Annotated in this window: 18 protein-coding genes; 7 read left to right on the top strand and 11 right to left on the bottom strand. The window is 68.1% G+C overall.

Annotation, left to right across the window (positions count from 1 at the left end; translation table 11 throughout):
• The coding region (locus ACZ3YL_RS41170; RefSeq protein ID WP_465662860.1) for a site-specific integrase at nucleotides 1–1,107 on the bottom strand (1,107 nt) is incomplete at its 3' end.
• A 681-nt stretch (nucleotides 1,108–1,788) separates the two neighbouring features.
• Nucleotides 1,789–2,904: a tyrosine-type recombinase/integrase gene (locus tag ACZ3YL_RS41165; RefSeq protein WP_465662858.1), complete on the bottom strand. Its 1,116-nt coding sequence runs from the start codon at nucleotides 2,902–2,904 to the stop codon at nucleotides 1,789–1,791.
• Between the two features lie 1,424 nt (nucleotides 2,905–4,328).
• Here ACZ3YL_RS41165 and ACZ3YL_RS41160 point away from each other — a divergent pair.
• The 3 genes from ACZ3YL_RS41160 to ACZ3YL_RS41150 all read left to right on the top strand — a co-directional run bounded on the left by ACZ3YL_RS41160 (nucleotide 4,329) and on the right by ACZ3YL_RS41150 (nucleotide 8,308).
• On the top strand, nucleotides 4,329–5,165 hold the full coding sequence (locus ACZ3YL_RS41160; protein ID WP_465662856.1) for an NgoMIV family type II restriction endonuclease: 837 nt from the start codon (nucleotides 4,329–4,331) through the stop codon (nucleotides 5,163–5,165).
• Nucleotides 5,166–5,534: 369 nt separating this feature from the next.
• Nucleotides 5,535–6,551 (top strand): DNA cytosine methyltransferase, encoded by a 1,017-nt coding sequence (locus ACZ3YL_RS41155; protein ID WP_465662854.1) that lies wholly within the window; start codon nucleotides 5,535–5,537, stop codon nucleotides 6,549–6,551.
• A gap of 479 nt (nucleotides 6,552–7,030) precedes the next feature.
• On the top strand, nucleotides 7,031–8,308 hold the full coding sequence (locus ACZ3YL_RS41150) for a DNA cytosine methyltransferase (RefSeq protein WP_465662852.1): 1,278 nt from the start codon (nucleotides 7,031–7,033) through the stop codon (nucleotides 8,306–8,308).
• 27 nt (nucleotides 8,309–8,335) lie between these two features.
• Here the strand turns inward: ACZ3YL_RS41150 and ACZ3YL_RS41145 are convergent, their stop codons facing one another.
• The 6 genes from ACZ3YL_RS41145 to ACZ3YL_RS41120 form a co-directional block, all read right to left on the bottom strand.
• Nucleotides 8,336–8,914 carry a very short patch repair endonuclease gene (locus ACZ3YL_RS41145; RefSeq protein ID WP_465662850.1) on the bottom strand — a complete coding sequence of 193 codons (579 nt, stop codon included), beginning with the start codon at nucleotides 8,912–8,914 and terminating at the stop codon, nucleotides 8,336–8,338.
• A complete protein-coding gene (locus ACZ3YL_RS41140; RefSeq protein WP_465662848.1) occupies nucleotides 8,854–9,804 on the bottom strand; it encodes a NaeI family type II restriction endonuclease in 951 nt (316 codons plus the stop codon). Before ACZ3YL_RS41140 ends, ACZ3YL_RS41145 begins: the two co-directional genes overlap by 61 nt.
• Nucleotides 9,805–9,871: 67 nt before the next feature.
• The gene (locus tag ACZ3YL_RS41135; protein WP_465662846.1) at nucleotides 9,872–10,744 is read right to left on the bottom strand and encodes an HNH endonuclease; all 873 of its coding nucleotides are present in this window, start codon (nucleotides 10,742–10,744) and stop codon (nucleotides 9,872–9,874) included.
• A gap of 88 nt (nucleotides 10,745–10,832) precedes the next feature.
• Nucleotides 10,833–12,686, bottom strand: coding sequence for a DEAD/DEAH box helicase (locus ACZ3YL_RS41130; protein ID WP_465662844.1), 1,854 nt, complete (start codon nucleotides 12,684–12,686; stop codon nucleotides 10,833–10,835).
• A complete protein-coding gene (locus tag ACZ3YL_RS41125) occupies nucleotides 12,683–14,098 on the bottom strand; it encodes a ParB N-terminal domain-containing protein (RefSeq protein ID WP_465662842.1) in 1,416 nt (471 codons plus the stop codon). The genes ACZ3YL_RS41130 and ACZ3YL_RS41125 overlap by 4 nt, the downstream gene beginning before the upstream one ends.
• A gap of 95 nt (nucleotides 14,099–14,193) precedes the next feature.
• The gene (locus ACZ3YL_RS41120) at nucleotides 14,194–14,832 is read right to left on the bottom strand and encodes a hypothetical protein (RefSeq protein WP_465662840.1); all 639 of its coding nucleotides are present in this window, start codon (nucleotides 14,830–14,832) and stop codon (nucleotides 14,194–14,196) included.
• 303 nt (nucleotides 14,833–15,135) lie between these two features.
• Here ACZ3YL_RS41120 and ACZ3YL_RS41115 point away from each other — a divergent pair, with 303 nt between their 5' ends.
• The gene (locus ACZ3YL_RS41115) at nucleotides 15,136–15,858 is read left to right on the top strand and encodes a hypothetical protein (protein ID WP_465662838.1); all 723 of its coding nucleotides are present in this window, start codon (nucleotides 15,136–15,138) and stop codon (nucleotides 15,856–15,858) included.
• A gap of 1,325 nt (nucleotides 15,859–17,183) precedes the next feature.
• Here ACZ3YL_RS41115 and ACZ3YL_RS41110 read toward each other — a convergent pair.
• Entirely contained in the window at nucleotides 17,184–17,648 is a 465-nt protein-coding gene (locus tag ACZ3YL_RS41110) for a hypothetical protein (protein WP_465662836.1), read from the bottom strand.
• A gap of 825 nt (nucleotides 17,649–18,473) precedes the next feature.
• On the opposite strand from ACZ3YL_RS41110, the gene ACZ3YL_RS41105 reads away from it, so the two are divergent.
• Together ACZ3YL_RS41105 and ACZ3YL_RS41100 are read left to right on the top strand one after the other, a co-directional pair.
• Nucleotides 18,474–20,021 (top strand): ATP-binding protein, encoded by a 1,548-nt coding sequence (locus ACZ3YL_RS41105; protein WP_465662834.1) that lies wholly within the window; start codon nucleotides 18,474–18,476, stop codon nucleotides 20,019–20,021.
• A 28-nt stretch (nucleotides 20,022–20,049) separates the two neighbouring features.
• Nucleotides 20,050–23,031, top strand: a complete 2,982-nt coding sequence (locus ACZ3YL_RS41100; protein ID WP_465662832.1) for a Z1 domain-containing protein — start codon at nucleotides 20,050–20,052, stop codon at nucleotides 23,029–23,031.
• A gap of 119 nt (nucleotides 23,032–23,150) precedes the next feature.
• On the opposite strand, the gene ACZ3YL_RS41095 is transcribed toward ACZ3YL_RS41100, so the two are convergent.
• The gene (locus ACZ3YL_RS41095) at nucleotides 23,151–23,435 is read right to left on the bottom strand and encodes a transposase (protein ID WP_465662831.1); all 285 of its coding nucleotides are present in this window, start codon (nucleotides 23,433–23,435) and stop codon (nucleotides 23,151–23,153) included.
• Between the two features lie 1,238 nt (nucleotides 23,436–24,673).
• Between ACZ3YL_RS41095 and ACZ3YL_RS41090 the strand changes: the two genes are divergently transcribed.
• Nucleotides 24,674–25,741: a hypothetical protein gene (locus ACZ3YL_RS41090; protein WP_465662829.1), complete on the top strand. Its 1,068-nt coding sequence runs from the start codon at nucleotides 24,674–24,676 to the stop codon at nucleotides 25,739–25,741.
• A gap of 118 nt (nucleotides 25,742–25,859) precedes the next feature.
• Here ACZ3YL_RS41090 and ACZ3YL_RS41085 read toward each other — a convergent pair.
• On the bottom strand, nucleotides 25,860–26,171 hold a 312-nt coding region (locus tag ACZ3YL_RS41085; RefSeq protein WP_465662827.1), incomplete at its 5' end, for a tyrosine-type recombinase/integrase.

Below are 26,171 nucleotides of genomic sequence, written 5' to 3'. Positions count from 1 at the left end.
CCCGGTGCGGTGAGAGTCGCACGCCGGGTTCGGAGAGCGGTCCGGGGAAACGGACCGGGAGCAATCCCGGCACCGCGCCCCGGGCCGACTCACCAGGCCGATCTTGGGGAGGCCGGCTTCGGCGGTGCGCTTGCGGAGCTGGTCGAGGACCCACTGCGGGCGCAGCGGCGAGCCGTCGGGACGGGCGAAGACGAGGCCTTCGAGCCGGCCGTCGGGGTGGGCGCCCATCTGGATCGCGGCCTGGCGGTGGAAGGCGGCCATCACTCTGGGGGAGAGGCTGATCCAGGCGCGGCTGGCCTCGGTCTTGGGCTCGCCGAAGTGGATCCCGTTGTTGTTGACGGCGGCGAGGGTCCAGCGGACGTAGAGCTTGCGGTCCATGAGGTGGACGTCGGACCAGTGCAGGGCGAGGATCTCGCCGCGGCGCATGCCGGTGCCGAGCATGACCTCGAAGAGGTCGGTGAGCCGGTCGGCGTAGTGCTCGGCGCCGTGGCGCAGGAACGTTGCGGCTTCGTCGGGGGTCCAGCAGGTGCGCTCGGCGGCTCGGGGCCGGGCGGGGACGGAGTGCTTGGCAGGGTTGCACCGCAGCCGCCACGAGCGCACCGCGTGGTTCAGGGCGTTGCGCAGCGTGGAAACGACCCGATAGACGGTGACCCGGCCGCGGCCGGCCTTCTGCTGGGCGGTGACCCAGGCGTCGATCTGCTTGGGGCGCAGGTCGGGGAGCCGGTAGTGGCCGAAGGCGGGGATCAGGTCCCGCTCGACGCAGTCCGCGTAGCCGGCGTAGGTGTTCGGCGCGAGCACCTCCTTCTTCGCCGCCAGCCACTCCCGCAGGAAGCTCGCCACGGTGGTGCGGCGGTCCTCATAGACCCCGCACAGCTCACCGTCCAGCACCGCCTTCATCTCCCGCACCGCCTCCGCCCGGGAGGCGAAACCGCCCCGACGGCGAGTCCGGCGCTTCCCGTCCTCCCTGGCCAGGTCGACGCAGTACGTCCACCTCCCGTGATCCGACTCCTCCAACAACCGCACACACCACGGACCCAACTGCTTCCCGTGCCCGTCCGAGCAGCCACACCGCCGGTAAACCCGGCCACGCTGCGCATGCTGTCCCATGAGCTTCCCTCTCTCGGATTGGGTGATCCCGGGACCAAGAGTTGCTGCCCTGTCGGGCGTGGCGGCAGAGCGCGCTGGGCGGTGCGCGAGGCACGTCAGAACCAATCGGCGATGACACGCTCAAGACGACACACCGCCTGGAAGATCACCATCCGTAGCCGATGGGTAGTCGACCTTGATTCGCCCTCTGCGAGCCCGCCGGCCAGCGGCGCTGCTCGTGGATCGTGAGGTGCTTCAACCCGCGGTTGCTGAATGCCTGCCAGATTGGTGTCACTCGCCGTGACCGGATCCCTGGGGACCGCTTGGGGACCACTTTGGGACCACGCGCGATGAGCGCCAATGAGCGCCCATGGGCGGTAACGGACGCTTGTGTACGAAGTGAACGCTGACGGTGCCTCACTCCGTACGATCCCATTCGATCGGTCGAGCATGTCTGAGACCTCCAACGCCCATTGAGAGCAAGGCAGTTGAGAAGCAGAGAAGCCAGGACCTTGAGGTCCTGGCTGGCGACACTACTTGAAGCACTTGACTGGGGGTCAAGGGGTCGCAGGTTCAAATCCTGTCGTCCCGACGTATGTGACCAGCGGGTCTGTCAGAAATGACAGGCCCGCTGTTCTCGTTCGGGTGAACGGTGATGGCGACGTGATGGCAGGGGCCGCAGTTACGGCGACGCCCGGCCGGCTATGCGGCGTCCGAAACGGCTGATGCTCCACTATCGGGGATGGCTGACGGCGGCGAGGAGTCGTCCAGCGCCTGGCACAGCGCGGTGACCGCATCACGGGCGGTGTGCGGGAGCAGGTGCCCGTAGATGTTGACTGTGGTCGACAGCGTCGAGTGCCGCAGCGTCTTCGACACGACGGCCAGCGGGACCTTCGAGCTGATCATGATGCTGGCGGCGGTGTGCCGCAGATCGTGCACGCCGATCCGGGGGAGACCGATCTCCGCCGACCTGCGCCGAAGCGTGACCAGGAGCTGTTGCGGGCGTAGCGGTGCGCCGTCCGGCTGGCAGAACACGAGTCCTTCGAGCGGGGCACCCTCCGGCAGGGCCGCCCGCGCGGCTGCCGCGAGTCGTTCCAGCGCGGCGACGACCCGAGCGGACAGGCTGATCCAGTTGCGGCTCGCCTTGGTCTTGGGGTGCCCGAGGTGGAGGTGGTTGTTGTCGACGGCGGTGAGGTTCCACCGCACCAGCAGCACCTGCTCGGCCAGGTGCACCTCGGGCCAGTGCAGGCCCAGGAGCTCCCCGCGGCGCATCCCGGTGCCCAGCAGTACCTCGAAGGCATCCGCCAGCTGGTCGCCGTAGGCGTCGTGGTTGTGCCGCAGGAACGCCGCAGCCTGCGACGGAGTCCAGCAGATCCGCTCGGGAGCGGCAGGGCGGGGCATGACGGTGTAGCGCGCCGGATTGTCGGCCAGTCGCCGCGTGCGGACCGCGGTGTTCAGGGCACTGGAGAGGGTGGCGCCGGCCCGGTAGACGCTGGTGCGCCCCCGGCCGCGGGCCAGTTCGGCTTCGGTCCAGACGGTGATGTGCCGCTCGCGGAGGTCGGACAGCTTGAGTCGGCCGAAAGCCGGGATGAGGTCGTTGTGGACGTGGTCGCGGTAGCGGGCGTAGGTGGTGGGCTTGAGCACGTCCTCCTTGGTCCGCAGCCAGCCGGTCAGATACCCGGCCACCGTCAGGTCGCCGTCGAGATTCAGCCCGGTGCGCTCGCACTCGCGAGCGCGCGCCAACGCCTCGCGCGCGGCCAGGCGGGTACGGAAACCGCTGCGGCACCGCTGCCGACGACGCCCGCCGGTCGAAGGCACGTCGAAGGCGTAGGCCCAGGAGCCATGGCGCGTTGAGTGGTTGAGGCTCGGGCACCGCGCACCGAACTGTTTTCCGCTGGCATCGCGACAGCCACAGCGCCGGTAGATCCGACCACGGTCAGGGTGGGCAGCCAAGTGGTTACCTCCATCCAGGAGAGCCTGACCCCACGATGACTGCCGGCGTTCGGAGATGGCAGCTGGCGGAGCATGGCGTTTGAGCTGCCATCACTCCGCCATCACCCGCCACCGTGCGCTGCCGTGAACAAGGCGTTCCCCTTGGTGGTGTGGTTAGTGAGCGGCGCCACATCGACTTGCGATGAGGTCGAACTTCCAGTAGTCACCTGTTAGAAGGTCTTGCGTCAGCGCTGTCGCGGGATGGGCAGGGACTCGTGGTGGTGCCAGATCAGTGATCGATTCTCGCGGTGGAGTTCCGCGGATCCCCATTCGAGGTGGACCACGCCGTCGGCCAGGGAGAGGCGTAGGCGACGAGGACGAGCATGGCGTCCGGCGAGAGGCGCGCGAGATCCGCATGGGGGCTCCTCCTCGTCCGGCAGGTCGATGCCGAGGTCCAGCTATTCCTGGCGCGGGTCGGGGCCATGCCTGCGGATGAGGTCAGCGCGAAGCCCTGACGCACTGCGGAGTCTGGCTGCAGTCACGGGCACGTCCTTCTTCGCGTACCGGTAGGGGTAGACGACACGGTCGGCGACCACTGCGACGGTACCGCCTGGAGGCGCACCAGCTCGATGCTGGGAAGCTGAGAAAGGCCGGCTGACAGTTCCTCGTACTGTGCGGCGCAGAGCCCGTGTCCGTACGCTTCGAGCGTCTGCGTGTGAACGCCTTCGTGGCCGCCTTGGGCACGTTCGTGGGCTCGGACAAGGCATGCGGGCACGGTTGTCGTGATCTCGGAGGCGAGGGGGCCGACGACCGTGCGCGCCCACGGACTGGCGGAGTTTGCGTCCGACATGAGAATCCCCCCGATCGATCGTCCTATGACCAACCTCAGGGCCTGACAGTCCGCTGATCGGCACGGTGGATCAAGGGCGCATTGGGGGATCGCAGGGCGTACGGAGCGGGGAGTGCTTCGTGGTGCGTTCCGTCCTGGATCCGGCGCGCAAGCAGGCCCACTCGCGTGACCGTCCGGTACGCAACTCTTGCTCCTCCCTCCCCATGCGCCCGCGCAGGGGTGCGGTAGCGGCCGTACAGAGGGCTGCTGACAGCAAACCTGTACGGGCGGCTGCCGGTGGAACCATTGAGGCCCCAGATGACGTCAGTCGGCGATACTCATCGGGATGCCTATGGAGGCGAGTGGTTGCTTTCGCGCGCTGAACGCATTGCACGTTCCTCTCTTCGCAAAAGCGATGAGCTCACGCAAACCAGACAATCTAGGCGGGTCTCGCATGGCGGCGGTACTTACCGAAGCAAGGGTGAACTTTCACAAGCATCTCATCGACAGGAACACCCTGTCTCTCTCGCGTGACGGCGTGGCTTCCAATGCTGATGGGAGTCAAAATACCAGTAGGGCTATCGCGTTCAATATTGCGCGAGACCTTGGCGCCGAGACTATTCAGGAGAAACTCAAGGGTCAGCGAGCCGGCAAGCAATTCGAAGAGGCCGTGGAAGCTTTCCTGGTGGAGGCCTTCCCGATGTTCCAGTCCCTCCGCCCGGGTGGCTGGATTGTCGAGAATGTTGGAGGATCGCGCGCCGAATATCAGATCTCGAAATATGAGCCGTTTGCTCACCTGGCTGCTCTTGCAATTGCTATTGAGCAAGACCGGAATCTCGCCTCGGTTCTGGGAAATTCTTATGAGATTAGTCCAGATATTCTGGTGTTGCGGAAGCCTGAGTCGGATGCGACGATCAACCAGGAGCGCGAACTCGTAGATGAAGAATCTGGCCGATATGCTGTCATTAGGAGCGCCAACCAGGAGCGTTCCATTGTCCATGCGATAGTATCGTGCAAGTGGACCTTGCGTAGCGATCGCGCCCAGAATGCGCGATCAGAGGCGTTGAACGTTATCCGGAATCGCAAGGGACGCACGCCGCACATCGCGGTCGTCACAGGGGAACCATCACCCGCCAGGCTCGCATCTCTCGCCCTGGGAACTGGCGACATCGATACGGTGTATCATTTTGCCCTCCCAGAACTGATCCGGGCAGTAGAGAAAACGTGCAACGACGAGGCAAGCGTCATGCTGCACACTTTGATCGCAGGAAACCGCCTTCGTGATATCAGTGACCTTCCGCTAGACCTGGCGGTCTAGCAGCGCTGCGGAAAAGTCGGGTGCATCGCTATGAACTTGAAAGGCGAAGTTGGCGAATTTGACGGGCAATTGGGCAGCCGTGTGCCGCAAGGGTTTTGCTGTTGTGCCCCGATTGGCCGGGCGTCTGCCGCTGCGACGGCCTGGTGATATCGCCTCGTGTCGGGCTCGATCCGACCGCGGCAGCTGGATTCCATCGGAGCTGCCGCTGCAGGCCCTCACGGCGCAGTGCCCGTCTCAGCAGAGGGTTCGGTGGTCTGCGCCTGTATGGTCGTGTGGGCGGGTCGGCTGCTGTCTGCGTCCGTCGGGCAGGGCGCAGTGCGCTGTCCCTAGCCCAGCCACGTTCACTGTTCCATCTGTCCCGGAGGCCTGATGCCTGCGCCCGTCGCTCCTGACACCCTGGACCTGTTCGCCGGGCCCGGCGGCTGGTCTGAGGGCTTGCGCAGATATCACGGAATCACTGACATCGGGATCGAATGGGACGCTGCGGCCTGCCGGACGCGGGCTGCTGCCGGGCACCCAACTGTCCGTGCAGACGTCGCCCAGATCGCCACGGTGCCTATGGTCGGCCGTATCCGCCGCTTCATCGCGTCTCCGCCGTGTCAGGCCTGGTCCAGGGCGGGCAAGCAGCTAGGGCTCCGGGACCAGCCCCTGGTCCACCAGGCGATCGATGACCTTGCCAGAGACCGGGACACCCGGCCGCAGCTCCTGGCTGCGTGCCAGGACTCCCGCTCCCTACTCGCCGCCGAGCCCATGCGGTACCTCTACGCCCTGCGGCCAGAGGACGCTCTCATGGAAGAGGTCCCCGATGCGCTCCCGCTGTTCCGCCACTACGCCGAGGTGCTTCGGGGCTGGGGCTACAGCACCTGGTGCGGCAACCTGAACGCCGCAGACTTCGGCGTTCCACAGAGCCGACGCCGCGCGATCCTCATCGCCTCGCGCATGCGCACCGCCCAGCCTCCCGAGCCCACGCACACCGAGTACGGCGAAGAGGGCAACCTCTTCGGGGAGTCCCGGGCCTGTTGGGTCTCCATGGCGGAGGGCATCGGCTGGGGCGCCACCGACCGGCCCGCGCCCACCGTCACCGCCGGCGGCGGCAAGACCGGCGGTGCCGAGCCCTTCCCAACTCAGGCCCGCCGTGCTCTTGCCGAGTCCCGCGACCGCGGATGCTGGAAGAGCCGCAGCGCCGCCTCCGACACAGCGCGCATCACGGTCCACGAGGCGGGCCTGCTGCAGTCCTTCCCCGGGGACTACCCGTGGCAGGGTACACAGACGAAGCAGTATGAGCAGGCCGGCAACGCCGTGCCGCCACTGCTGGCCGCACACGTGGCTGCGGCGGCATTCGGCCTGCCCCAGCCACGGACCGTGCCAGTGGTAACGGCGTCCTGATGTGACGGTCCGCATAGACCGGAATGCTGAGTCCGCGGAAAGCCGGGATCGGGACATCGTGTATGTCGTTGCGGCAAGGGGCGTAGGTGGCGGGCCCAAGCTTTGCGGGTAGGCCCAGACCCCCGCAGAGAGCGGCTCCAGGCCACCGCGCATCAGGTCAGCGCTCGGGCTGGTCTCCAGTGGCCCGGGTCAGTGCGAGGAGGACGGTACGCGTGTCCTCGTTCACATCGGCGCGTTGTGCAGGGGCGGGCAGGACTCGGGTCGCATCGGTCGGCATGTCAGAGCTCGCGACTACGCTGGCCGCTTAACAGAGATTGTTTGTCCCCGGCGCGCCCTGTAGGTGAGGCTTGGGCGGGGAGATGGAGCGGCAAGGTGCATCCGAAGGGAGGTGGCTAGTTTGTTCGATATCATGACTATTTTCAGCTCGCTGCCTGGCGCCTCCCATCCCGCAGGCTCGACGTGTGTTGTACGGAGGAAGAATGTCTGCCCTTGAGGTTGTCGAGATCTGCGCAGGAGCAGGGGGGCAGGCCCTCGGCCTCGAAGGGGCAGGATTCGAACACCAGCTCGCAGTCGAGCTCGACCCGAACGCCTGCGACACCCTCAGGCTGAACCGGCCGGCGTGGAAGGTTGCGGAGGGTGATGTCGCGGACGAGTCGGTCTGGAACCCCGAGGAGTACGAAGGGGTCTCGCTGCTGGCAGGAGGTGTCCCCTGCCCGCCGTTCACCATCGCCGGCAAGCAGCTCGGTGCCACCGACGAGCGTGACCTGTTTGCCTGGGCAGTCCAGCTGGCAGGCCGCATCAAGCCCAAGGCGCTCATGCTGGAGAACGTGCGAGGACTCAGTGCCAACCGCTTCTCGGCCTACCGGCAGCACGTCCTGGACACGCTCCGCGACTTCGGCTACGTGGGCGAGTGGAGGCTCCTCCAGGCATCCCAGTTCGGGGTGCCGCAGCTCCGGCCGAGGTTCGTGCTGGTGGCACTCCAGGACGAATACGCAGAGTACTTCCACTGGCCCGAGCCCCTCCCCGGCCCTGCGCCCACTGTCGGTGAGACGCTGAAGGACCTCATGGCAGCCAACGGCTGGGGCGGCGTCGAGGCATGGGCCGCCAAGGCCGACGGCATCGCGCCTACGATCGTTGGCGGCTCCAAGAAGCACGGAGGGGCAGACCTCGGTCCCTCCCGAGCCAAGGCAGCCTGGGAGGCTATGGGCGTCAACGCCTGGGGCATTGCCAACGAGGCGCCGAAGCCGGACTTCAAGCCGGCAGTGAGCAAGAAGGGCGAAGTCAGGGGTGGTCCGAAGCTGACCAGCCGCATGGCTGCGCGGATCCAGGGGTTCAGTGACGACTGGCAGTTTGCGGGAGGGAAGACCACCGGATACCGCCAGATCGGCAATGCCTTCCCGCCGCCGGTCGCCAAGGCTGTCGGGCTCTCCATCGCAAGGGCGCTCCGGAAGGAAGGCACCCCCCGGGAGCGGATCGAGACCACTCACGACCCGGTTTACCGGCTGCTCCGCGGCAAGAGCGAACCGATGACCGCAGAGCAGATCGTTACCGCGCTGGACAAGACCGGTGTCGTCATGGGCATGCACGACGTCGAGCGACGCCTCTCCCACCTCGGCCGGGACTTCCACATCGAAGAGACCGAGGCCGGCCAGGACGGTGCCATGGCTTATCTGCTCCGCGACTTCAAGGCCTTCGTCGGGCAGGAAGACCACGACCGGCACGAACTCTTCAAGGCGAACAAGGCCAAGATCAGCTGAGTCTGATCGACCTGCCGCCCGCAGGCGTCAGCCTGCGGGCGGTCCTGCACCTGGACACTCCTGCTTGCCCTCCAGACGTCGCCGCTTTCGCTCGGCGAGCTCCCCCCGCCGCGCTACTACGGCGGCTACCACTGTGTCCGCGCACTCCTCAGGGGACTGGTGCGCCCAGAACCGCAGCACGAGCCACCCTTCGTCAGCGAGGCGTTCGTCGGTATCCCGGTCACGGGTGACGTTTCCGCTGATCTTCGACTCCCAATACGAGGGATTGGTCTTCGGCGGAACGAAGTGCTCTGGGCACCCGTGCCAGAAGCACCCGTCGACGAAGACGGCTACCCGTGTGGGACGGAACAGGAGATCAGCCGTCCGCCGCATACCGGGCAGCGGCTTTGCCGCCACCCGGTACCGAAGCCCCTCGGCGTGGACAAGGGAGCGCAGCGCGAGCTCGGGGGACGTGTCCCGGCTCCTGATCGCCTGCATATTGCGGCGCCTGGCAGCTGAAGAGGCCCATGATCCTGCCGGGGCAACCCATGCGGCAGCATCCGCGCCTACCGCTCCGGCAGCAGCGGTGCCTCGACGACCGGGTCGCTTTCCCGCGCTACCACCCACCTGATGCCCTCCAGTTCCACCCACGGTGCGTCCGCATGCTCCAGAGTCCAGGGTGCCAGGCGGACGCTCACGGACTCACCAGCACCTGGCAGCGGCAGGCCGAGGCCCTGGGCTACCACCTGGTGATTCCCGTACTGCCCGAGAATCACGATTCCCTCCGGCCGGAGCGCCGAGCGGGAGCCACCGTTGTACCTGACGCGCTTCATGAAGTCGTCCTGCTGTGCGACCGTGGCGACCACGCCGCGGGAGACGACACGGCCCTGCGTGCGCCGGAACAGTTCATGTACCCGCTGGGTGCCATACCGTGACGCGAAGATCGCGGCGATGTCCTTCTCAGGCAAGCGCAGCAGGATGTTCTCGGGGAGCGGCGCATCCTCGAAGAGCCAGTGAACGGCGGTCTTCCGGGCAGCGGCGGTGAGAGACCGCTTGCCGTCCCGGTTTCCTTCCTTCCTGGTAAGCAGTTCCTCGGTGACCCGGAACAGCCCCGCTGACCAGAGCCCAGCGTCATCACTGGCCCACACCCCAAGACACAGATGCCCCATCGCCTCAGGAGGGATCATCCAGCGGCCCAGGTCCTGGGAGTACTTGCAGTCCACATCGATGCCGTCGATCGAGTAGTCCATCTTGTTGCCGTCAGCAAAGTTGAAGGCGCGCTGGAGGTTGATCTCCACGAGGGTGCCGGCATGCGTCTTCTCGGTCTTGTGGAGCTCCTCCCAGCGAAAACGGCCCGTGTGCTGTCCGTCGAGCAGCATGTCGAAGGTACGGCGCAGGGCTGCAGCGAAGATCTCGCCGCACGGATCCGCCGCCAGGATTCTGGCATGGACGCGGGCCAGTTCCGGATCAGGGGGCGCGACGGCGGAAACGGGGAATAAGGTATCGGCTGACGTCATATCAACTCAACTCTTTGAACGGAAGTTGTAGGGATCCCGGGAGTTTGTCTCCGGTGCGTGGGCCGGGTCAGTCGGACTCGGGTGCGGCGCGCTCAGCGGCTTTGCGCTCCTTGCGCCTTCGCTCGTAATCGGCAACCGCGGCGGCTGCACCCTCCGCAGGCCATGGCTGGGAGCTGATCAGTTCGTAGGTCACCTCAGTGACGCCGTCCGTCTTCCTGCGGTGCGCGACGATGTCCCAGCCGAGGACGAAACGGATTTCGCGCAGCCGCTTCTCCGGGTCGCCCTTGTGGGTGTCCTGTGCGACTAGTTCGATGAGCTCGACCGGCGTCGGCTTCCTCATCTCCTGGAAGGCGAGGAGCAGTTCGCCGATGCGCTCCCATGGATTCGTGCGGGGGAGCGCTCGCCCAATAGCCGGGCCGAACGCGTCGAGCGAGGCGAAGAATGCCTGCTTCCCGTGGTTGTGTTCCTCGCACAGCGGCTCCAGGTTCGAGTACACCGTCTTGCCGCCCCACGACTCGGGCACGATGTGGTCGATCTGCAACCGGATACCGTTCTGGGGGCCGCGCCCGCACATCTGGCAGAAGCGGCCCTTCTTGCTGAAGACCTCCGCCTGCAGCCGGGGCGAGATCTTCACGGACGCGGAAGCCGCCTTCTTCCAGCCGAGTAGCTGGTAGATCCACTCTCCGTCACTGGTGCGGCGCCGGCTCTGCACCGCGAAGTGGCTCCGGACCTCGCGCAGCCGGCGTTGACTGTGCACGTTTGACTTGCCGAAAACCTGCTGCGATCGAGCCAGCCACTCCGCCATTGTCGGAGGGCTGTCCTGCCGCATGAGGAGGAACCGACAGGCTTCTGCGGTCTCCTGGCTGCTGAAGAGATCGTCGAGGGACGGATCAGTGGGGTCGGGCAGCGGGCGCTCGCTATCCACCTCTGCGTGTGTCATTTCTTCCTCCCGCTGAACACGGCGGATCCGAGGGCTCCTTTCCATCCGTACGGCACCCTAGGCCCGCGACGGCCCTGGGTCCCGGGCCTCACCCCCGTGGTTGCCCGTCGAGCGAAGCCGGGGGCTCGAGGTGGCGCAGGAGCTCCCGGATGTCCGCCATGTCCAGGCCGGGGCTGCCGACGGGCTCTTCGACGAGATCTGCGAGCTGGCGCACCTCCGGGTCGTCCAGGATGCTGCCCATGAATTGCAGCTTTGCCTCAAGACGAAGCTGGACCACCTCGTCGATGGTGCCTTCCGCGACAAGGACGGTAACTCTCGTATCCGTTCCGGGGGCCAGGCCCAAGCGGTGGATGCGGTCGAGGCTCTGCAGGAACCGGCCAGCCATGAAGTCGCGGTCGACGTAGACCGCGTCGTGGCAGACCTGGTGCAGGCTGATGCCCTCGCCCAGGGTAGCCGGGTTGGAGAGCAGCACCATGCAGTCGGGGTCCTCGCGGAACCGCCGGATCTCCTCGTCCCGGTCGGCCGTGCCGCCGTGGACGACGGCTGGGGAGTAGGGGGAGAGGAGCTTGGCCAGGGTGGTGATGTTGCGTACGAAGGTGGTCCACACGATCGTCTTGCGGCCCGCTGCCGCGTTCGCGGCGACGATCCGGACGGCCTCCTGGAATTTGGGGGAGAGCTCGTAACTGGGTAGGTCACGCAGAAGCGCATGAAGGGACTCACCGGGGGCGGCCTCCAGCGCCGGCACCCGGTAGGCGAGCGGCTCGTACGGGCTGCTGCCCTCGACTAGGAGCGCCGGGCTGGTTGCGGCCATGAGCAGGCGCAGTGCTGCCCGCCCGAGGGCTTCGATGTCGTTGCGGGACGCCTCGGCCCGTGGGGAGAAGTTGCCCTTAAGCGCCTCGTACACCTCCCGGTGGATCGGCGGGAGGCTGACGTACCGGACCTTTGGTTCGAACGGGGGCAAGCCAAGCTCGCGCTTGGTGGTGCGGGTGAACAGCGGCCGCAGCACCGTGCTGGCGTAGGCGAGGTCTCCGCCGCGTACAGCGTCGGAGACGACGCGCTTGCCGCGGCCGGGCCAGACGAACGACAGCAGGTTCTCCAGGTCCCGGGCCCCGTTGGGAGCCGGAGTACCGGTGAGGATGAGCCGCCGGGTCGCGGTGGGCCCGAGCGCGAGGCAGGCAGAGCCGTATGTCCCGTTGGCACCGAGCTTCATACGGTGGGCCTCGTCGAGCACCAGCATCGACGGCGCCGTGCCCAACCAGGACGCGAGCCCGGGTACAGCCCGGGACAGGCGCTCGTAGTTGACCAACAGCACTTCGGCGCCGTAGTCGGGGGTGCGGCCCATGACCGCGATGCGCGGCGGTGTGCGGAAGCAGATCCGGCTCTCGGTCTGCCATGCCTCGTAAGCGGACTTGGGCCCGACGACCAGGAGCCGCTTGGCCAGGCCCTGTTCACGCATGGCGGCGTAGACGGCGAGTGAGACGCGGGTCTTGCCGGCTCCGGGGACGCTGAAGTTCGCGCCGTGCCCGAGTGAGAGCAGCTGGGCTGCATCGCGGAGCTGGAAGGGGGTGAGGTCTCCGGTCCAGCCGTCGCCTAGGAGACCCGGCACGTCGCCCGGCGCGACTGCGCTCTGGCTGGCGTCCGCGCCACTGCGGAGGGTCCGCTCGGCCCGCTCGGCGTCGTCGAGGACGCCGGTGACGAGCTGGACCAGCGCCTCCTCCCACTCGACGCCGTCGTGGCGCCAGGAGCCAAGCTCGATGATGCGGTCGAGGAAGTCATCGAGGTCGAACTCTCCTACCAGCGGCCCGCGCTGGCCACCGGGGGCGATGCGCGCGGCGAGGTCCGCGAAGTCCTGTTCGTGCCCGGGCGTCGTGCGCAGGACAACGCGGGTCCGCGACACGTCGAATGCGATCCGCAGCGATGGCTCCGTCTGGGTATCCGTCACTGCTGCTTCCCTACAGCAGTGTTGAGCCAGGTCAGGCCCTCGCCGGGGAGCGGAATGCTCTTGCCGGCCTCGACGGCAACGCGCCCCATGATGGTGCGCAGCTGCAGCAGGGCGTCGTCGAACGCCCCTTCGTCCAGGCTCCCGTTGCCGCGGGCGAGGACGAGGTCGGTGACGCACTGCTCCAAGTCCTTGCAGGCGTCGGCGACGCGGTCGGGGGCGGCGAGGCGCTTCTTCCGGAGCCGGAAGTCCTTGCCGGCGAACTCCAGTGCCTCGTTGAAGACGTCCCGGGTGCGCTCGAGGACCTCGGCTGCCGCCGTCTGCTCCTCGGTGGTTGCGGCCGCGCCGGCTGCCTTGACGGCCTTGGCCTGCAGGAGGGAGTCGGTGAGCGCTTTGGCCGCGGCGACGCTCGCGCCGGCGGCCTGGACAGTGCGGCCAAGACCGGGGATGGCCACCGCCGGGGCCGCGTGGGCAGGGACGGGCCTGAGGTCTGCGGGCAGCCGCTGGTCCAGGAAGCGCTCCTGGAAGTCGGGCTGGATGAACCGGACGTCCGTCTTGGCGAACTCCAGCACGATGGCCGCGAGCCGGCCCTCCTTCAGCAGGTCGCCACGCTCCCGGTTGCGCGCGGACTCGGTGTTGTAGGCGCGGTAGAGCTCGAAGAACCGCTCCTTGGCTTCTTCGAAGTCCATGAGCCGCAGCGAGGAGGTTCCGGTGGCGCTACGGCTGATGAGGTCCCGGAGCTGGGCCAGGATCCACAAGTCGCGGTCGCAGGCCGGCGTCGTGGTGTGGAAGTTCCGGGCGATCTCCGGCAGCGGCTTGCCAAGCGCCACCTGCTCCTCCAGAGCTAGCAGATGGTTGATGTAGGAGTAGTCCCGCCGGGTGTCCGGGCGCAGCTGGAGGGAGAGCTCAACAGCATGGATGTCGCTCCACTCGCAGCTCTCCGGCAGAACGCCGACCCGCATGCTGGTCCGCCCGAGCTCCTTGAGGGCAGCGCGGCGGGTGTTGCCGTTCACGAGGATGCCCTCGTGGGTGATCAGCCCGGGTTCGTTCTGCTGGTACTCGCGCAGGCTCTCCGTCAGGTCCTCGAAGGCCTTGTCGGTCCTCGAGGGGTCGGCCGGCAGCGCCTTCAGCAGGTGGTGGAGGTAATCCTGGCTCTCCGGGCTCCAGGGGTCCTCGGTCAGCGCCCGGTCCCGGGCCGGGTCGTAGGCGCGCTGGGCGCGGATGCGGTGTGTGCCGGGGTTGTAGCGCAGGACCTCGACCGGCATGTCGATGACCTCGATATGGGCGGGCTTCCCGCGCCACTCGACGGTCAGCGTTTCCGGGACGCCGTTTCCGTTGCGCAGCTCCTTCAGCCGGTGCGCCACGAGCTCGCGGTTGCCGGCTGCTTCGTGGGGCCGGCCGAAGTCGATCAACACGGATGTGCTCCTTTGTGCGTGTGAAAGCGATGCCGATACTGCCAGGGCCGGGAACGGGGCGGCACCGGGGGTTCCGCTGCCGCCCCGGCGGGGGACTACAGGAGCATGTCGCGGGCACCGGCGCGCGCCGCCGCAGGCAGGGTGCGGTAGATACCCCAGAGCTTCTCAACCTCGTTGAAGCCGCGGGCGTCCTGCTCCATCCAGGACGACAGCATCTTGCGCTCGTACGTCGACAGCTGTGCCACCGCCGCCGCGAAGGCGCCCAGGTCGGCGCCGGCGTCGCGCCCGCCGACACGGCACCGGTTGCACTCGGTGACCAGCTGCACCTCCGTGCCGCCGCCGGGCAGGGTGACCTGGCGCCGTGCGATGTCCAGGTGGGAGGTGGCGCCGTGGCCGTCGGCGTATGCCTCGCCGTTGCCGATGCCGCAGGTCCGGCACAGGTAGTTGTCATTCAGGAGCACAGCGCGGCGCTGCACCGCTCCCACGGACTCGGCCGCCTTGCGGCTTCCCTTGCCAGGCTGCCATACCGGAACACCCTCACACACGAACCGGTGCTCACTGGGGTCGAGGGCCGGGTCCTCCCTGTTGGTATCGATCTGCCACTCGTGGACGCGGAGCTCCCTCATGCGGCGGTCGACCTGGCTGACCCCCTCGAACGCGGTCCGCAGCTGCTCCTTGGTGAACACGCTGCCGACTCCGACCTCCTGTACGAGCCACAGCGCGACGCGCTTCATAGTGCCGAGTCCCTCGTCCGTCCAGGACGGAATTGCCACCATGCTCTCCGGATCCTCTCGTGCACAGCGCAGTGACGACCCTGGTGGGTTGTCAGCGGGCCAGTCCCGCCTGCTCTTCAAGCGAAGCGCATGCCCCGGAGGCAGGGGAAGGCTTCGTTGTCCCCCGGTGTCCCGCTTCTCCCGGTGTCCCGGAGTGTCCCTCCTGCACCGATGCCCGTTCAGCTGTCGTAGGCGTTTGCCAAGATGGGATGACACTTCGCCGACCCCTACCTCTAGGGAGTTTCGTTGCCTCCACGCGGACAGATGAAGGCTCTTCCGTCCTCCGTTCCTCCGGCGCGCCGCGAACTCGCCGAGGCAGTGCGGGCCATGCTGCGGGCTACTGGCGGATCGCTGCGCGGCGTCGCAGGTCAGATCCACAGTTCCCGCTCGGTCCTCAACCGGCTCGCGTTGGGGAAGGTCCTGTTCCCCGACACGGACACGGTTCTGAAACTGCACCGGCTCGCTAAGAGCAAGGGCGGTGTTGAAGTGATGACCGAGGATGACCTGCGGGCACTCCTGCAGCGTGTTTCCGGCGAATGCGAGTCCGCTTTCGCCACAGACAACATCAGTGCCGCAGTCAACAGGCCGGCGGCGGAGGACGTTGATGAGATGCGCGGCGCATTGGAGGGCGGCACAGGCGCGCCGTTCGATGCGCCGGTCCCGCTCGCCAAGGGGGACCGGCGCATCGAACGCGCCGCCGGGCTGCAGTGGCCGGTCGACGAACTGGTGCTGCACCTGGACAGCGGCCGCTACGAGCACGCTGTCGGCATGCTGGACTATGCCGGCGACGAGGCGCCTGCGGTGGAGTCCGCCGCGGCGATTCAGACGTGCCGCAGCCGGGGTCTCACAGAGGTCGCGGATGCTCTACTGCGGAAGGTTGGCAGTCGGCCCGACCGGTTCGTCCTCGACGTGGTCGGCCACCTGATGGACGTCGGCAGCCACGCCGATGCCCGGGCCCTGATCGGCTGCAGCGCACACGCGGCGTAGGCCGTCCTGGTCCCGGTTTGCTACCCCGGGCCACACCACCGTCGAGAAGGCGCTGGCCGGTTTCGGTGAACTGGGACAAGGGGCCCTGGGCGGTCGGCCGACGGTCGTCGAGGGCGGAATCGCGGGCCAGCGCGGCGGGTGAGGTGGCCGGGAGAGCTGGAAGTGCCGCCAGCGGACGAGCTGCCCGCGGTACGTGACCTCGAGCAGGTCCGGCTTGTGCCAGGCCACGAAGGACCAGCGGCCGTCGTCGTGGCAGGCCCAGGCACCGACCGGGCCCGCCAAACCGGTGCGGCCGAGGGCGCCCAGGGCGGCTCTGCTGGGGCTGGGCCAACTGCCCCGGACAGACAGTAGGTTGGGAGCGTGTCGTCGTGCAGCGGTGTCCGTCCGGTCGTCGAGTTCCGGACGGTCTTGGCCACCGAGTCCTGGAGAAGTTGGTTGGCGAGCTCCAGGACGTGGTCCGGGTCCACCATGACGCCGAAGCGCCCGGCCAGCTCCGGTGTGACGTACCCCCCGATCCGATCCTCTGTCGCGGCCAGGAGCAGCTCGGCCAGCGCCGAGGCCAGCCGCTTGTATCGGCCGGTCTCGGCCTCGCTGACGGCCTGGTGCTCCAGTAGGCCAGCACCAATGCCGCCAGCGACGCTGCCGCTTCGGCGTCCTCCTGCGGGAGCCGGTATGGGTCGAGCCGGTCCAGCGGGGCGGTCACGTCGGCCAGCAGGGCGTACCAGGACCGGTCGTTGGCCGGCCACGCGTCCTTGGCCAGGAAGTCGAGCAGCAGCCGGACCAGCAGCAGCCTCGGGACGAGCGACAGGTCGGCCCGAGCCCGTCGTAACCGTTCGGCCATCTTCTGACGGCGGGCTTGGAGGGATTCCTCGGTGTCCTCGGGCGGCCCGTCGGCCGGGGGCTGTTTCTCGGTCTCGGCGGTGTCGTCCTCCAAACCGACTTCCTCCTCGGGGGTGAAGACCTCGAACCAGGAACTCCCGACCGGATCGGCCTCTGGTGCGTCTGACTCGGTCGCGTACTGCTCGGGCGCCCCGCCTGGGGGCCGTCGACGGCCTGCCGTCCGAGGGCGAAGAGGCTCACCGGCAGCCCGGTTCGCCCGTCCCGGGAGCCGGAAGCGGCTGGTGCCCTCGAGCGGGTCGGGGAGGCGCCGGGGGAGGGTTCGGGCCGGGCGTCGAGCAGGCTACGGACGAGTTCCTCCAGCAGCGAGCGGTGACGGAAGAGGTCTCCGGGCTGGCGAGGTCCGGGCTCGCGCTGCTAGGCCGCCGGCCGCTGGACGGTCTGCACGACATCTGTCACCGGGACGAGATCCGGGCTGCCCAGGATGCCTACCCGGCTGCCCGGTTCGGCGTCCACCGGGAAGCAGAGCTCCGTGGCCCCGGCCGGCACGGCACCCAGGACTGTCCACTCCTCGGGCGGCTGGCTGTACTGGAGATCCGCAGTTCGACGTCCCGCTCGGCGGCCCGAGCTAGCCAGACGCGCACACCGCCCTGCTCGCGGGCGGCGGCCCGCCGTGGCGGGGCGAGGGACTCGACGGTCTCCGGGGCGACCGGCTCCCCGGGAGGTGCGAGCGACTGGTCGGCGGGTGCGATCACGCCGACCTCGCAGTTGCCCCCGTCCGGTACCGAGCGCGGCAGGGCGGCGGCGGAGAGGTTCGGACTGCAGGCGAGCGCCCAGCGCTGCCCGTCGACGGCCCATTCGATCAGCTTGCCGTGCCGGTACCGGTCGTCGTACGGGCTCTTGCGGGCCTCGCGGCGCAGCTCGCCACCGTGCTGCCGCAGGAGCGCGGCCACGGCCGGTCCGTCCAGCTCGGTGTCGTGCTCCTGATAGCAGACCGTGAGCCGACGCGGCTTCAGGGGGCGACGAGCCTCTTCAGTGCCTTGGCATCGGGGTCCTGGAAGGGCGCCTAGACGGTCAGCTCCGCCACCGGACCCCGGGCAGCTGCTGAATATCGGCCGGTGCAGTGAGGAGACGAAGCGGGTCTGCGGCTCGACCGCCAGGGCGGCCGCGACGCGCTGGTCCAGCAGCTCGGCCGTGCGGTGCAGGGCGGCGGCGAGGGGTGGCATCAGCCCGCTGTGCTTCCACCTCACACCCGGCCAGGCCGGAGACGCGCCTACCTTCGAACACGTCATGGCCGCCTTGCGCGTGCCCAGGCCGGTCGGACAGCCCCGCACCCGACCCGTCGTGGTCCTGGGCGACCGGGCTACTCGTCGAGGGCTAGCCACGAGCACCTGTGCCGACGGAGCATCCGCGCGGTCATCCCGCAGCCCGCCGACCAGATCGCTAACCGTAAACGCAAGGACATCCCGTTCCTGCCCTTCAAAGAATGGCGTGTTCCATGCCAGAGTTCGGCTGCTGATCAATCTGCCGTTTCTGCGCATCTCTGCCCGCGGATATTCACCGCCCCGCTACACTCGCCACCTGACGAGGGCAAACGGCGAAATGCTGCCCAGGTATTCGGTGTGCCGACGTGTCGGCAGGTCTCGTCCCGGACCCGGATGGCAGGGCCTCCCGCAGGACGTCCCCCGGCATTCCAGTCCGTGAAAGTGCTGGAAACTGACGGGCCGCCGCTTCCTCCGCGCAGGCCCGGCTCTGCGTGTCCAAGGAGCTGCGAACGCATGTCCCCATCGGCCTCCTCCCTCCGCGCCAACTGGAAGTACGACGTGCCGACGCAGGGCAGTACGCGCCTGCCGCCGGACGCCGGGTACGCGAAGGCCTTGACCAATCAGGGCTACAGCTTCGAAGCAGCGGTCGCCGACCTTGTCGACAACTCCATCGACGCCGGCGCGGACGCGGTCGTGGTGCACTTCCTGCGCGACGCCGACCGCATAGTCTCGCTGCTGGTCCTGGACAACGGCCGGGGCATGGATGCCGCCGGACTCGACAGCGCGATGACTGTCGGCCGCCGCCGCGACTACGGCAGCAGTGCCCTCGGCATGTACGGCACCGGCCTCAAAGCCGGTTCGCTGTCGCACGCCGAGTCCCTCACGGTGATCAGCCGTACCCGGCGCAGCGCGCCCGTAGGGCGCAAGATCACCCACGAGGGCATCGAGGACGGCTTCCGCTGCGACACCGTCGACCCCCGGTTCGCCCAGCAGCAGATCGATGTCTACGACGGCCTGATCGAATGGCAGGGAACGATCGTGCGCTGGGACAACGTGCGGGCCTTCGACACCGTCGCCCCGGGGCAGAGCGAACAGTTCCTCTCCAAGGCGATATCCCAGCTTGAGACGCACCTGGGCCTCTACCTGCACCGCTTCCTCTCCCGCGGCCTCTCGCTCGACATCGCTGTCTGGGACGTGTCGACCGGGGACGAGACCGACCACATGAGCGTCGACCCCCTGGACCCCTTCAGCTACAAGGTGCCCGGCAAGCCCGGCTACCCGAAGAAGTTCTTCGCCCCGGTGAAGGGCGTCGGCGAACTCGCCCTCGAAGCCCACATCTGGCCCGCCAAGTCCGGCCACGCGGGCTTCCGCCAGATCGGGCCCCTCCAGGAGCGCCAGGGCTTCTACTTCTACCGCAACGACCGCCTCGTACAGGCCGGAGGCTGGAACAACCTGCGCGCCAGCGAGAGCCACCTGGTGCTGGCCCGCATCGCCGTGGACCTGCCCCAGGACTCGGACGGGGTACTCAGCCTCACCGTGAAGAAGGACGGAGTCGAGGTCACCCCTGCCTTCACCCACGGCGTCGAGCAGGCAGCCGACTCCGAGGACAGCCCGTTCAGCGCCTTCCTCGCCGACGCCGAGGCCGCCTACCGGGAGGGCGCCTCACGCTCGACTATCGAGAGGGCCCCGGTGATCGAGCCGGGCAAGGGTTTCGACCCCATGGTCAAGCGCGCCGTGCGGGAGGAGCTCCCCGTCAAGTCAGCAGAGGACCCGATCCGTGCGGAATGGGTCTCCCTCCCCGAGGACAAGTTCTTCGACCTGGACCGCGACAGCCACGCCATCCTCCTCAACAAGGCCTTCAGGGAAGACTTCAACGACGGCCGGCGCGGCGGCTCCAACGACGCCCCCGTGACGAAGACCCTGCTCTACCTGCTTCTCCAGGACTGCTTCGGGCTCGGCCGCTGGGAACGGAAGCGGGCAGACCGCATCGACTACTGGAACAGCATCCTGCTGGCCTCGGTGCACGCCCAGCGCGAACGCCGCCACCGCCCCAGCTCCTGACCGCTGCTGCCCGAACGAGGGACACGACGTGACCGACATACTCCTTGAGATCCACACCGCAGTCCTGAACGGGATGGCCACCAGCCCCCGCCACTTCGCGAAGACGGCAGAGCTCGCCGCCGAGGACGACTTCCCGGGCGCCGACCTCAGTGAGGAAGCCTTCCGCACCCGCCTCGCCGAGGACGGCCTGTACGGCGGAGCACTCACCGCACTGTGGTCCCGCGCACTGACCGCCTGGGACTTCTCCGAGAACCCCCGCTGGTCACCCGACACCGAGCCCCGGACCGACGAACGCCGCACCGCAGCCTACGAACGCCTCCGCCTCGACGACGACCTCCGCAAGGCCCTCGACACCGCCGTCCCCCTCGCCCGCGCCGCAGGCGCCGTCGTCATCGCCCGCGAACACACCCCCTGGTACACGCCGGAGCGCGCCGCCTCCCGCGCCTTCTACTGGCCCGCCTACGAACGCAAGCTCCGCGAGAAGGGTTGGAGCGACGCCGCCGTCGCGAGCCTGGACGAAGCGAGCCGAGCCGTCGTCGAAAGACTTACCGACCCCGAGCAGAGCGCGGCCCGCCAGGCCAAGGGCCTGGTCGTCGGCTACGTGCAGTCCGGCAAGACCGCCAACTTCACCGGCGTCACCGCGAAGGCCATCGACGCCGGATACCGCCTGGTCATCGTCCTCGGAGGAACCCTCAACCTTCTTCGCGCCCAGACCCAGCGCCGCCTCGACATGGAACTGGTCGGCCAGGAGAACATCCTCCGCGGAGCCGACCCTGAGGACGTCGACACCCTCGTCGGCATCGACTACGTCGGCGACGACGCCGACTGGGACGACTTCGTCGAGCACGGAGCCCGCCCCTCCATGCTGCGGGCCTTCGACATCGAACGCCTCACCACCCGCGACAACGACTACAAGAGCCTCGCGCAGGGCATCCGCGTCCTGGAAGTCGAGAAGCGCGACCACACCCTCCCCCTCCACGACCCGGCCAACCTGCACCACGCGGCCGCCCGCATCATGGTCGTCAAGAAGAACAAGGCCGTCCTGACCAAGCTGGTCAAGGACCTCAAGCAGATCCGCGGCATCCTCGGCGAACTGCCGACCCTCATCATCGACGACGAGTCCGACCAGGCCTCCGTCAACACCACCGACCCCAAGAAGTGGGAGAAGGGCTCCACCGAGCGCACAGCCATCAACGGGCTGATATCCGAGCTCCTCGCCCTCCTGCCGCGAGCCCAGTACGTCGGCTACACCGCAACCCCCTTCGCCAACGTCTTCATCGACCCCGGCGACACCGAGGACATCTTCCCCAGCGACTTCCTCATCTCCCTCCCCCGCCCCCACGGGTACATGGGCGTCCGGGACTTCCACGACCTCGAATCGCCGCTCGACCCCGCGGAGCGCACCACCGCCAACTCCCAGCAGCAAGCCCATGTTCGCGGCATCTGGGACCACACCGGCGACCGCCTCCAGGAAGCCATGGACAGCTTCCTCCTCACCGGAGCACTGAAGCTCTACCGCGCCGACCACGGCGTACCCGACGGCCCCTTCCGCCACCACACCATGCTCGTCCACCAGTCCGTCCGCACCGACGACCACGCCGAGCTCGCCCTGCGCATCAACACCATGTGGCACCAGGCCGGCTATGCCTCCGCAGAAGGCCACGCCCGCCTCGCAGCCCTGTGGGCCGCCGACTTCTCCCCCGTCTCCCGGACCCGCGCCGCAGACCTGCCCAATCCCGCCGCCTACGACGAACTGCGCCCCTACATCAGCCGCGCAAAGCAGCTGATCGGCAAGGGCGGCAACCCCGTCGTGGTCGTCAACGGGGACTCGGACCGCTACTTCGCGCAGCTGGACCTCGACTTCGACCGCACCCCCAACGTATGGAAGATCCTCGTGGGCGGCACCAAGCTCTCCCGCGGCTTCACCGTCGAGGGCCTCACCGTCACCTACTACCGGCGCACGACCCGCCAGGCGGACGCCCTCATGCAGATGGGCCGCTGGTTCGGGTTCCGCCCCGGCTACCGCGACCTCGTGCGCCTGTACATCGGGCGCGAGGAGCCCATGGGGAAGACCTCGACCGCGGACCTCTACGAGGCCTTCGAGGCGATCTGCCGCGACGAGGAGGTCTTCCGCGAGCAGCTCGCCCAGTACGCGGTGCTCGTCGACGGGAAGCCCCAGGTCATTCCCGCCCAGGTCCCGCCGCTCGTCGCGCAGCACCTGTCCTGGGTCAAGCCCTCGGCCCGCAACAAGATGTTCAACGCCGAGCTCGTCGAGATACGCTCCCCGGGTCGGCCCATCGAGCCTGCGGCCTACCCCCTGAGCGCGAAGGCGCTGGAGCGCAACACCGAACGGTGGCGCCCCCTGCTGCATACCCTCACCTCCCAGCCTGCCGCCTTCACCGTGCCGGGCGACGGCCACGACGACCCAGGGCGCTCCTTCTTCGCGCTGACAGCACGCGTTAGCCACTCCAGGCTGCTGGCCGTTCTCAGCAGCCTGGAGTGGGAGCACGAAGGCCACTTCCAGCCGCACCTGAACTACCTCGCACAGCTCGATGGCCGCCTGGCAACCGTCGAAGACTGGCTCCTGATCGCCCCCCAGCACTCTCAGAGCAACCGAATCGACGCATCCGTAGCGGGTTCGGTGCCGATGTCGCTCGTCCGCCGCAGCCGACAGGAGGGCAAGCCCTCCTTCAGCCGCATCGCCGGCGTCGAGCACCAGCAGCTGGCGAAGCGGCTGATCGAGGCGGCCGCTGATCCGGCCGCCGAACCGGGCGGCGGCGCGGGCCCGCGGACCGGTGTGGCACTGCTTTACCCGGTTGTTGAGGGAAAGACCGAAGCGGACGTGGCGGCCGCGGTCAGCCGAGGCGAGGCCGACCCGTCCAAGGTCGTCGTGGCATTCACCCTCATCCCGCCGAAGTCCGCCACCGACTCCACCCGGCGCCTCCTCCGCTTCCAGGCCAGGGACTCCCGCCACCGCGACAGCGCGATCGTCGAGGCACCCGCCGACTGACAGCGGGCAGCGTGGTGCCTGCCGGACGGCCCATCAGGCCGGCAGGCACCACGCGCGGCCGCCCGACGGGCACGCGCAAGCCTGCGCACAGGCCAGGTAAGACCAGACGGAAGCGCGTATCAGGCGCGAGCAGGGCGGTGAAGACCCCGTTCCCACGTGCCGTCGATCGCCCAGTTCCGCAGCCGGGTGTAGACGCCCTTCCACGAGCCGTACTCGGCGGGCAGGTGCACCCACTGCGAGCCCGTCTGGAACTTCCACGCGATCGCGTCGATCGCCTGCCGGTGATCGCGCCACCGCCCGCCCCGTTCCGGCGTCCGATCCGGCAACAACGGCTCTATCCGCGCCCACTGCGCGTCAGTCAACGGCACGATCAGACCAACGATCCGATGATCGGAAAGAAACACCCTGGGCGGCAACGAGGGCGTGCAGCGCGTAGTACCGGGTATGCGGGGTCAGCGTGGTCACCCCGGGAACCATGTGGGAGACCTGCCGCGCCTCGTACCGCTCCACCGCCAGTGGGTACTTCCCGTCGATGAGCCGCAACCCGCTCGCCGACCCGATGCGCCTGCTCCTGTACCGCCACCTCCCTGACGTGGAAACCTCTTTGTGTATGGCCGCGGTGATCCTATGTCCGGGCCGATCGACAACGAACGGCTGGGCCTGACGTAGTACGAGGGCAGGGGCCTGCAGCATGCCCTTCGGATCACGTCGAAGTGGGTGACCCGGGGGCACGTGCCTTGCTGCCTGCCAACGGGCACACGGGGCGCTCAGAGCCGTGCGCCACGCGGCCTCGCCGCCGATGTCACCGTTGTAATGGGAGCTGTAAGACATTCTCTACCTCGGCTCCGCCGTGAAGATAAATGGATGGCGGTTGCTCCCTGCCGGGGCGCAACCGGTGGGTGACAACAGATGGGCGTTTGGGTGATTTGCTTCGCTGGGATCGGAGCTAAGAGGGAAAGGTTTAGGAACCGGCCGGGGACCACGCGTCGTTCACCACTGTCTCCGAGGCGCCTTTTGGTGAACGAACAGCGCGGGCTGTCTACACTCTGACGTGCAGCGATGGCTGCGCCCGGGCGACTGGGGGTCAAGGGGTCGCAGGTTCAAATCCTGTCGTCCCGACCGCGAGTTTTCGCAGGTCGGAGGGCGCTTCCATCGGAATGATGGGAGCGCCTTTTTGTGCGTGTCGCGGGGTGGTGGTCGCATGGTGGTCGCGCCCTGACTGGCCTGGGAACGCCGCCTGATGGCGGGCGGTGCTGGACAACTCGCCGCAGTCAGGCTGGAGTTGAGGTCGGATGGTCAAGCGTGGTGCCTCGTGGTCGGAGGAGCTCAGCTCTCCTGAATGGGTGACCTGTCGCCGTCGAGGCACCATGCGTGATCTTCCCCGTCGGCGACTGATCCGTGCAGATTTGTCCGGATTTCTGGGCCTGAATCCTCGCTCGCAGTCCGGTCGAGTGATCGTTCTGATGCGACCACCACGCGATCACCAGGGGCTGGGCGTGCTCGCTGAGCTGCTGCCACCCCTTGAAAGTGCGACAAAGGAATCTCTTCGTCCGTCCGTGCTCCGAGAGGCGTTGCTAAGCGTTCGGGTCGCGTTGGCTGAGCAACTCGCTCTTCGTCTTTGTGTTGTTGGGTTGAGGCCGCGATGCTGAGCCCGGAAATGCGTCGGCTTCGGTTGGGTCAGATCTTCGCGGCCGATGTTCCGCTGGGGTTGTTCCAGGATCTGCCGCTGTCGTGTTTCCGGCCGTTGCCCGGTCTGGGAAGGCTTCATGGTGGAGCGGATTGCGGGCAACTGCGATCCGCGCCGGCGGTTCACCGTCTGGAAGTGCCGCTGCTGCTCGCGGTCGGGGAGTTGTGCACGCATTGCGTGTGGCCGGTTCCGGGTGGACATCCGCTCGTCGCCTTCGCTGAAGCGGTGTCATCTCTGACGCCGTTGAGGGCGTGGGCGGAGTTCCAGGCGGGCCTGGTCACGGAGGGGTCGGGACGGGCGGATTCGCGTGCTGCGTGTGAGGGACAGCGCCGAAGGTGGCGGCGCCTGCAGGCGCAGTTGCTGGAGAGCCACACGGTCGCGGCGGCGTACCCGTGGCTTGCGTCGTGGGTCGAGCCGATGCAGGCCCCTCTCGCCGAGGCCGTCGACCACGCACGTCGGAACATGGCCTCGCTGCTGAACGAGGCTGTTCTGCTCGATGCGGCCTGCGCCGCGGCCCTGCCGGCTCCAGCGCTCGGCGAGGGCGGGTCGGCTCTGGTCGGTCCGGGCCCCAGTGGTTCGTGGCTGGTGCAGGAGGCGTGGGCCTGCTGGCAGCAGGAGTGCGCTACAGGCTGGGACGGGCTGGAGGCGGGCAGGAGCGCGGCGATGGCGGTGGTCTATGAGGCGTTCGGGTCCCGCCGGCGAGGTCGCGCGGAGGCTCTCGACGCGCTGGATCGCCTTGTCGACGACTGGGACGCCCGGGCGCGCGCCTTGGCCGGCCAGCACGCGGTGGCTCCCCGCCGCTCGCTCACGGTTGAGTTCCCCTCGCTCGTCCGCACCCACGGCCAAGAGGGGGAGGACCGGCTCACCAGATGGGAGGCCGGTGTCCTCGCCGTGTATCAGGTGGCCGTGCACTGGTCGGCCGGGAGTATCGACCTGCTGGTGCCCGGGCCCGTCGCCGATCAACTCCTTCGCAGCAGTTCGCTTGCCGCGGTGGCGGAGGGCCGTGACCATCCGGGCTCGTGATCACCGGTTCGCGAATCCGCGAGCGGTACATGCCCGGGCTTGGAGCCGGCCGTGTCCGGTCCGGGTCCAAGCCCAGTACGAGTAAACCGATGGCGCCCGGAAGCCGGGATCTCCGTTGCTAGGCGGCGCGTCCGAAGCGGTCGGGGCGGCCCGATTCGAGGTCGGCCTCGGCGTGCGCGAGGGCGTCGGCCAGGGCGTGGACCGCTTCGTCCGCGGCGTACTTGAGCAGGTGCCCGTAGATGTTGATGGTCGTGGCCAGGGTGGAGTGCCGCAAGGTCTTGGAAACCACCGCCATGGGCACACCGGAGGTGATCATGATGGTGGCCGCAGTGTGCCGCAGGTCGTGCGTGCGCCGTGAGGCGCTGTGGTTCGAGTGGAGGTGAGAGACCTTCGCCGCTGACCCTGTCGCAGCAGGGCGGTGGAGCTGGGG

Source organism: Kitasatospora sp. NPDC023176, from assembly GCF_055560495.1.
Note: the sequence above shows the minus strand (reverse complement) of the source record. Positions and strands in the feature narration are given on the sequence as shown.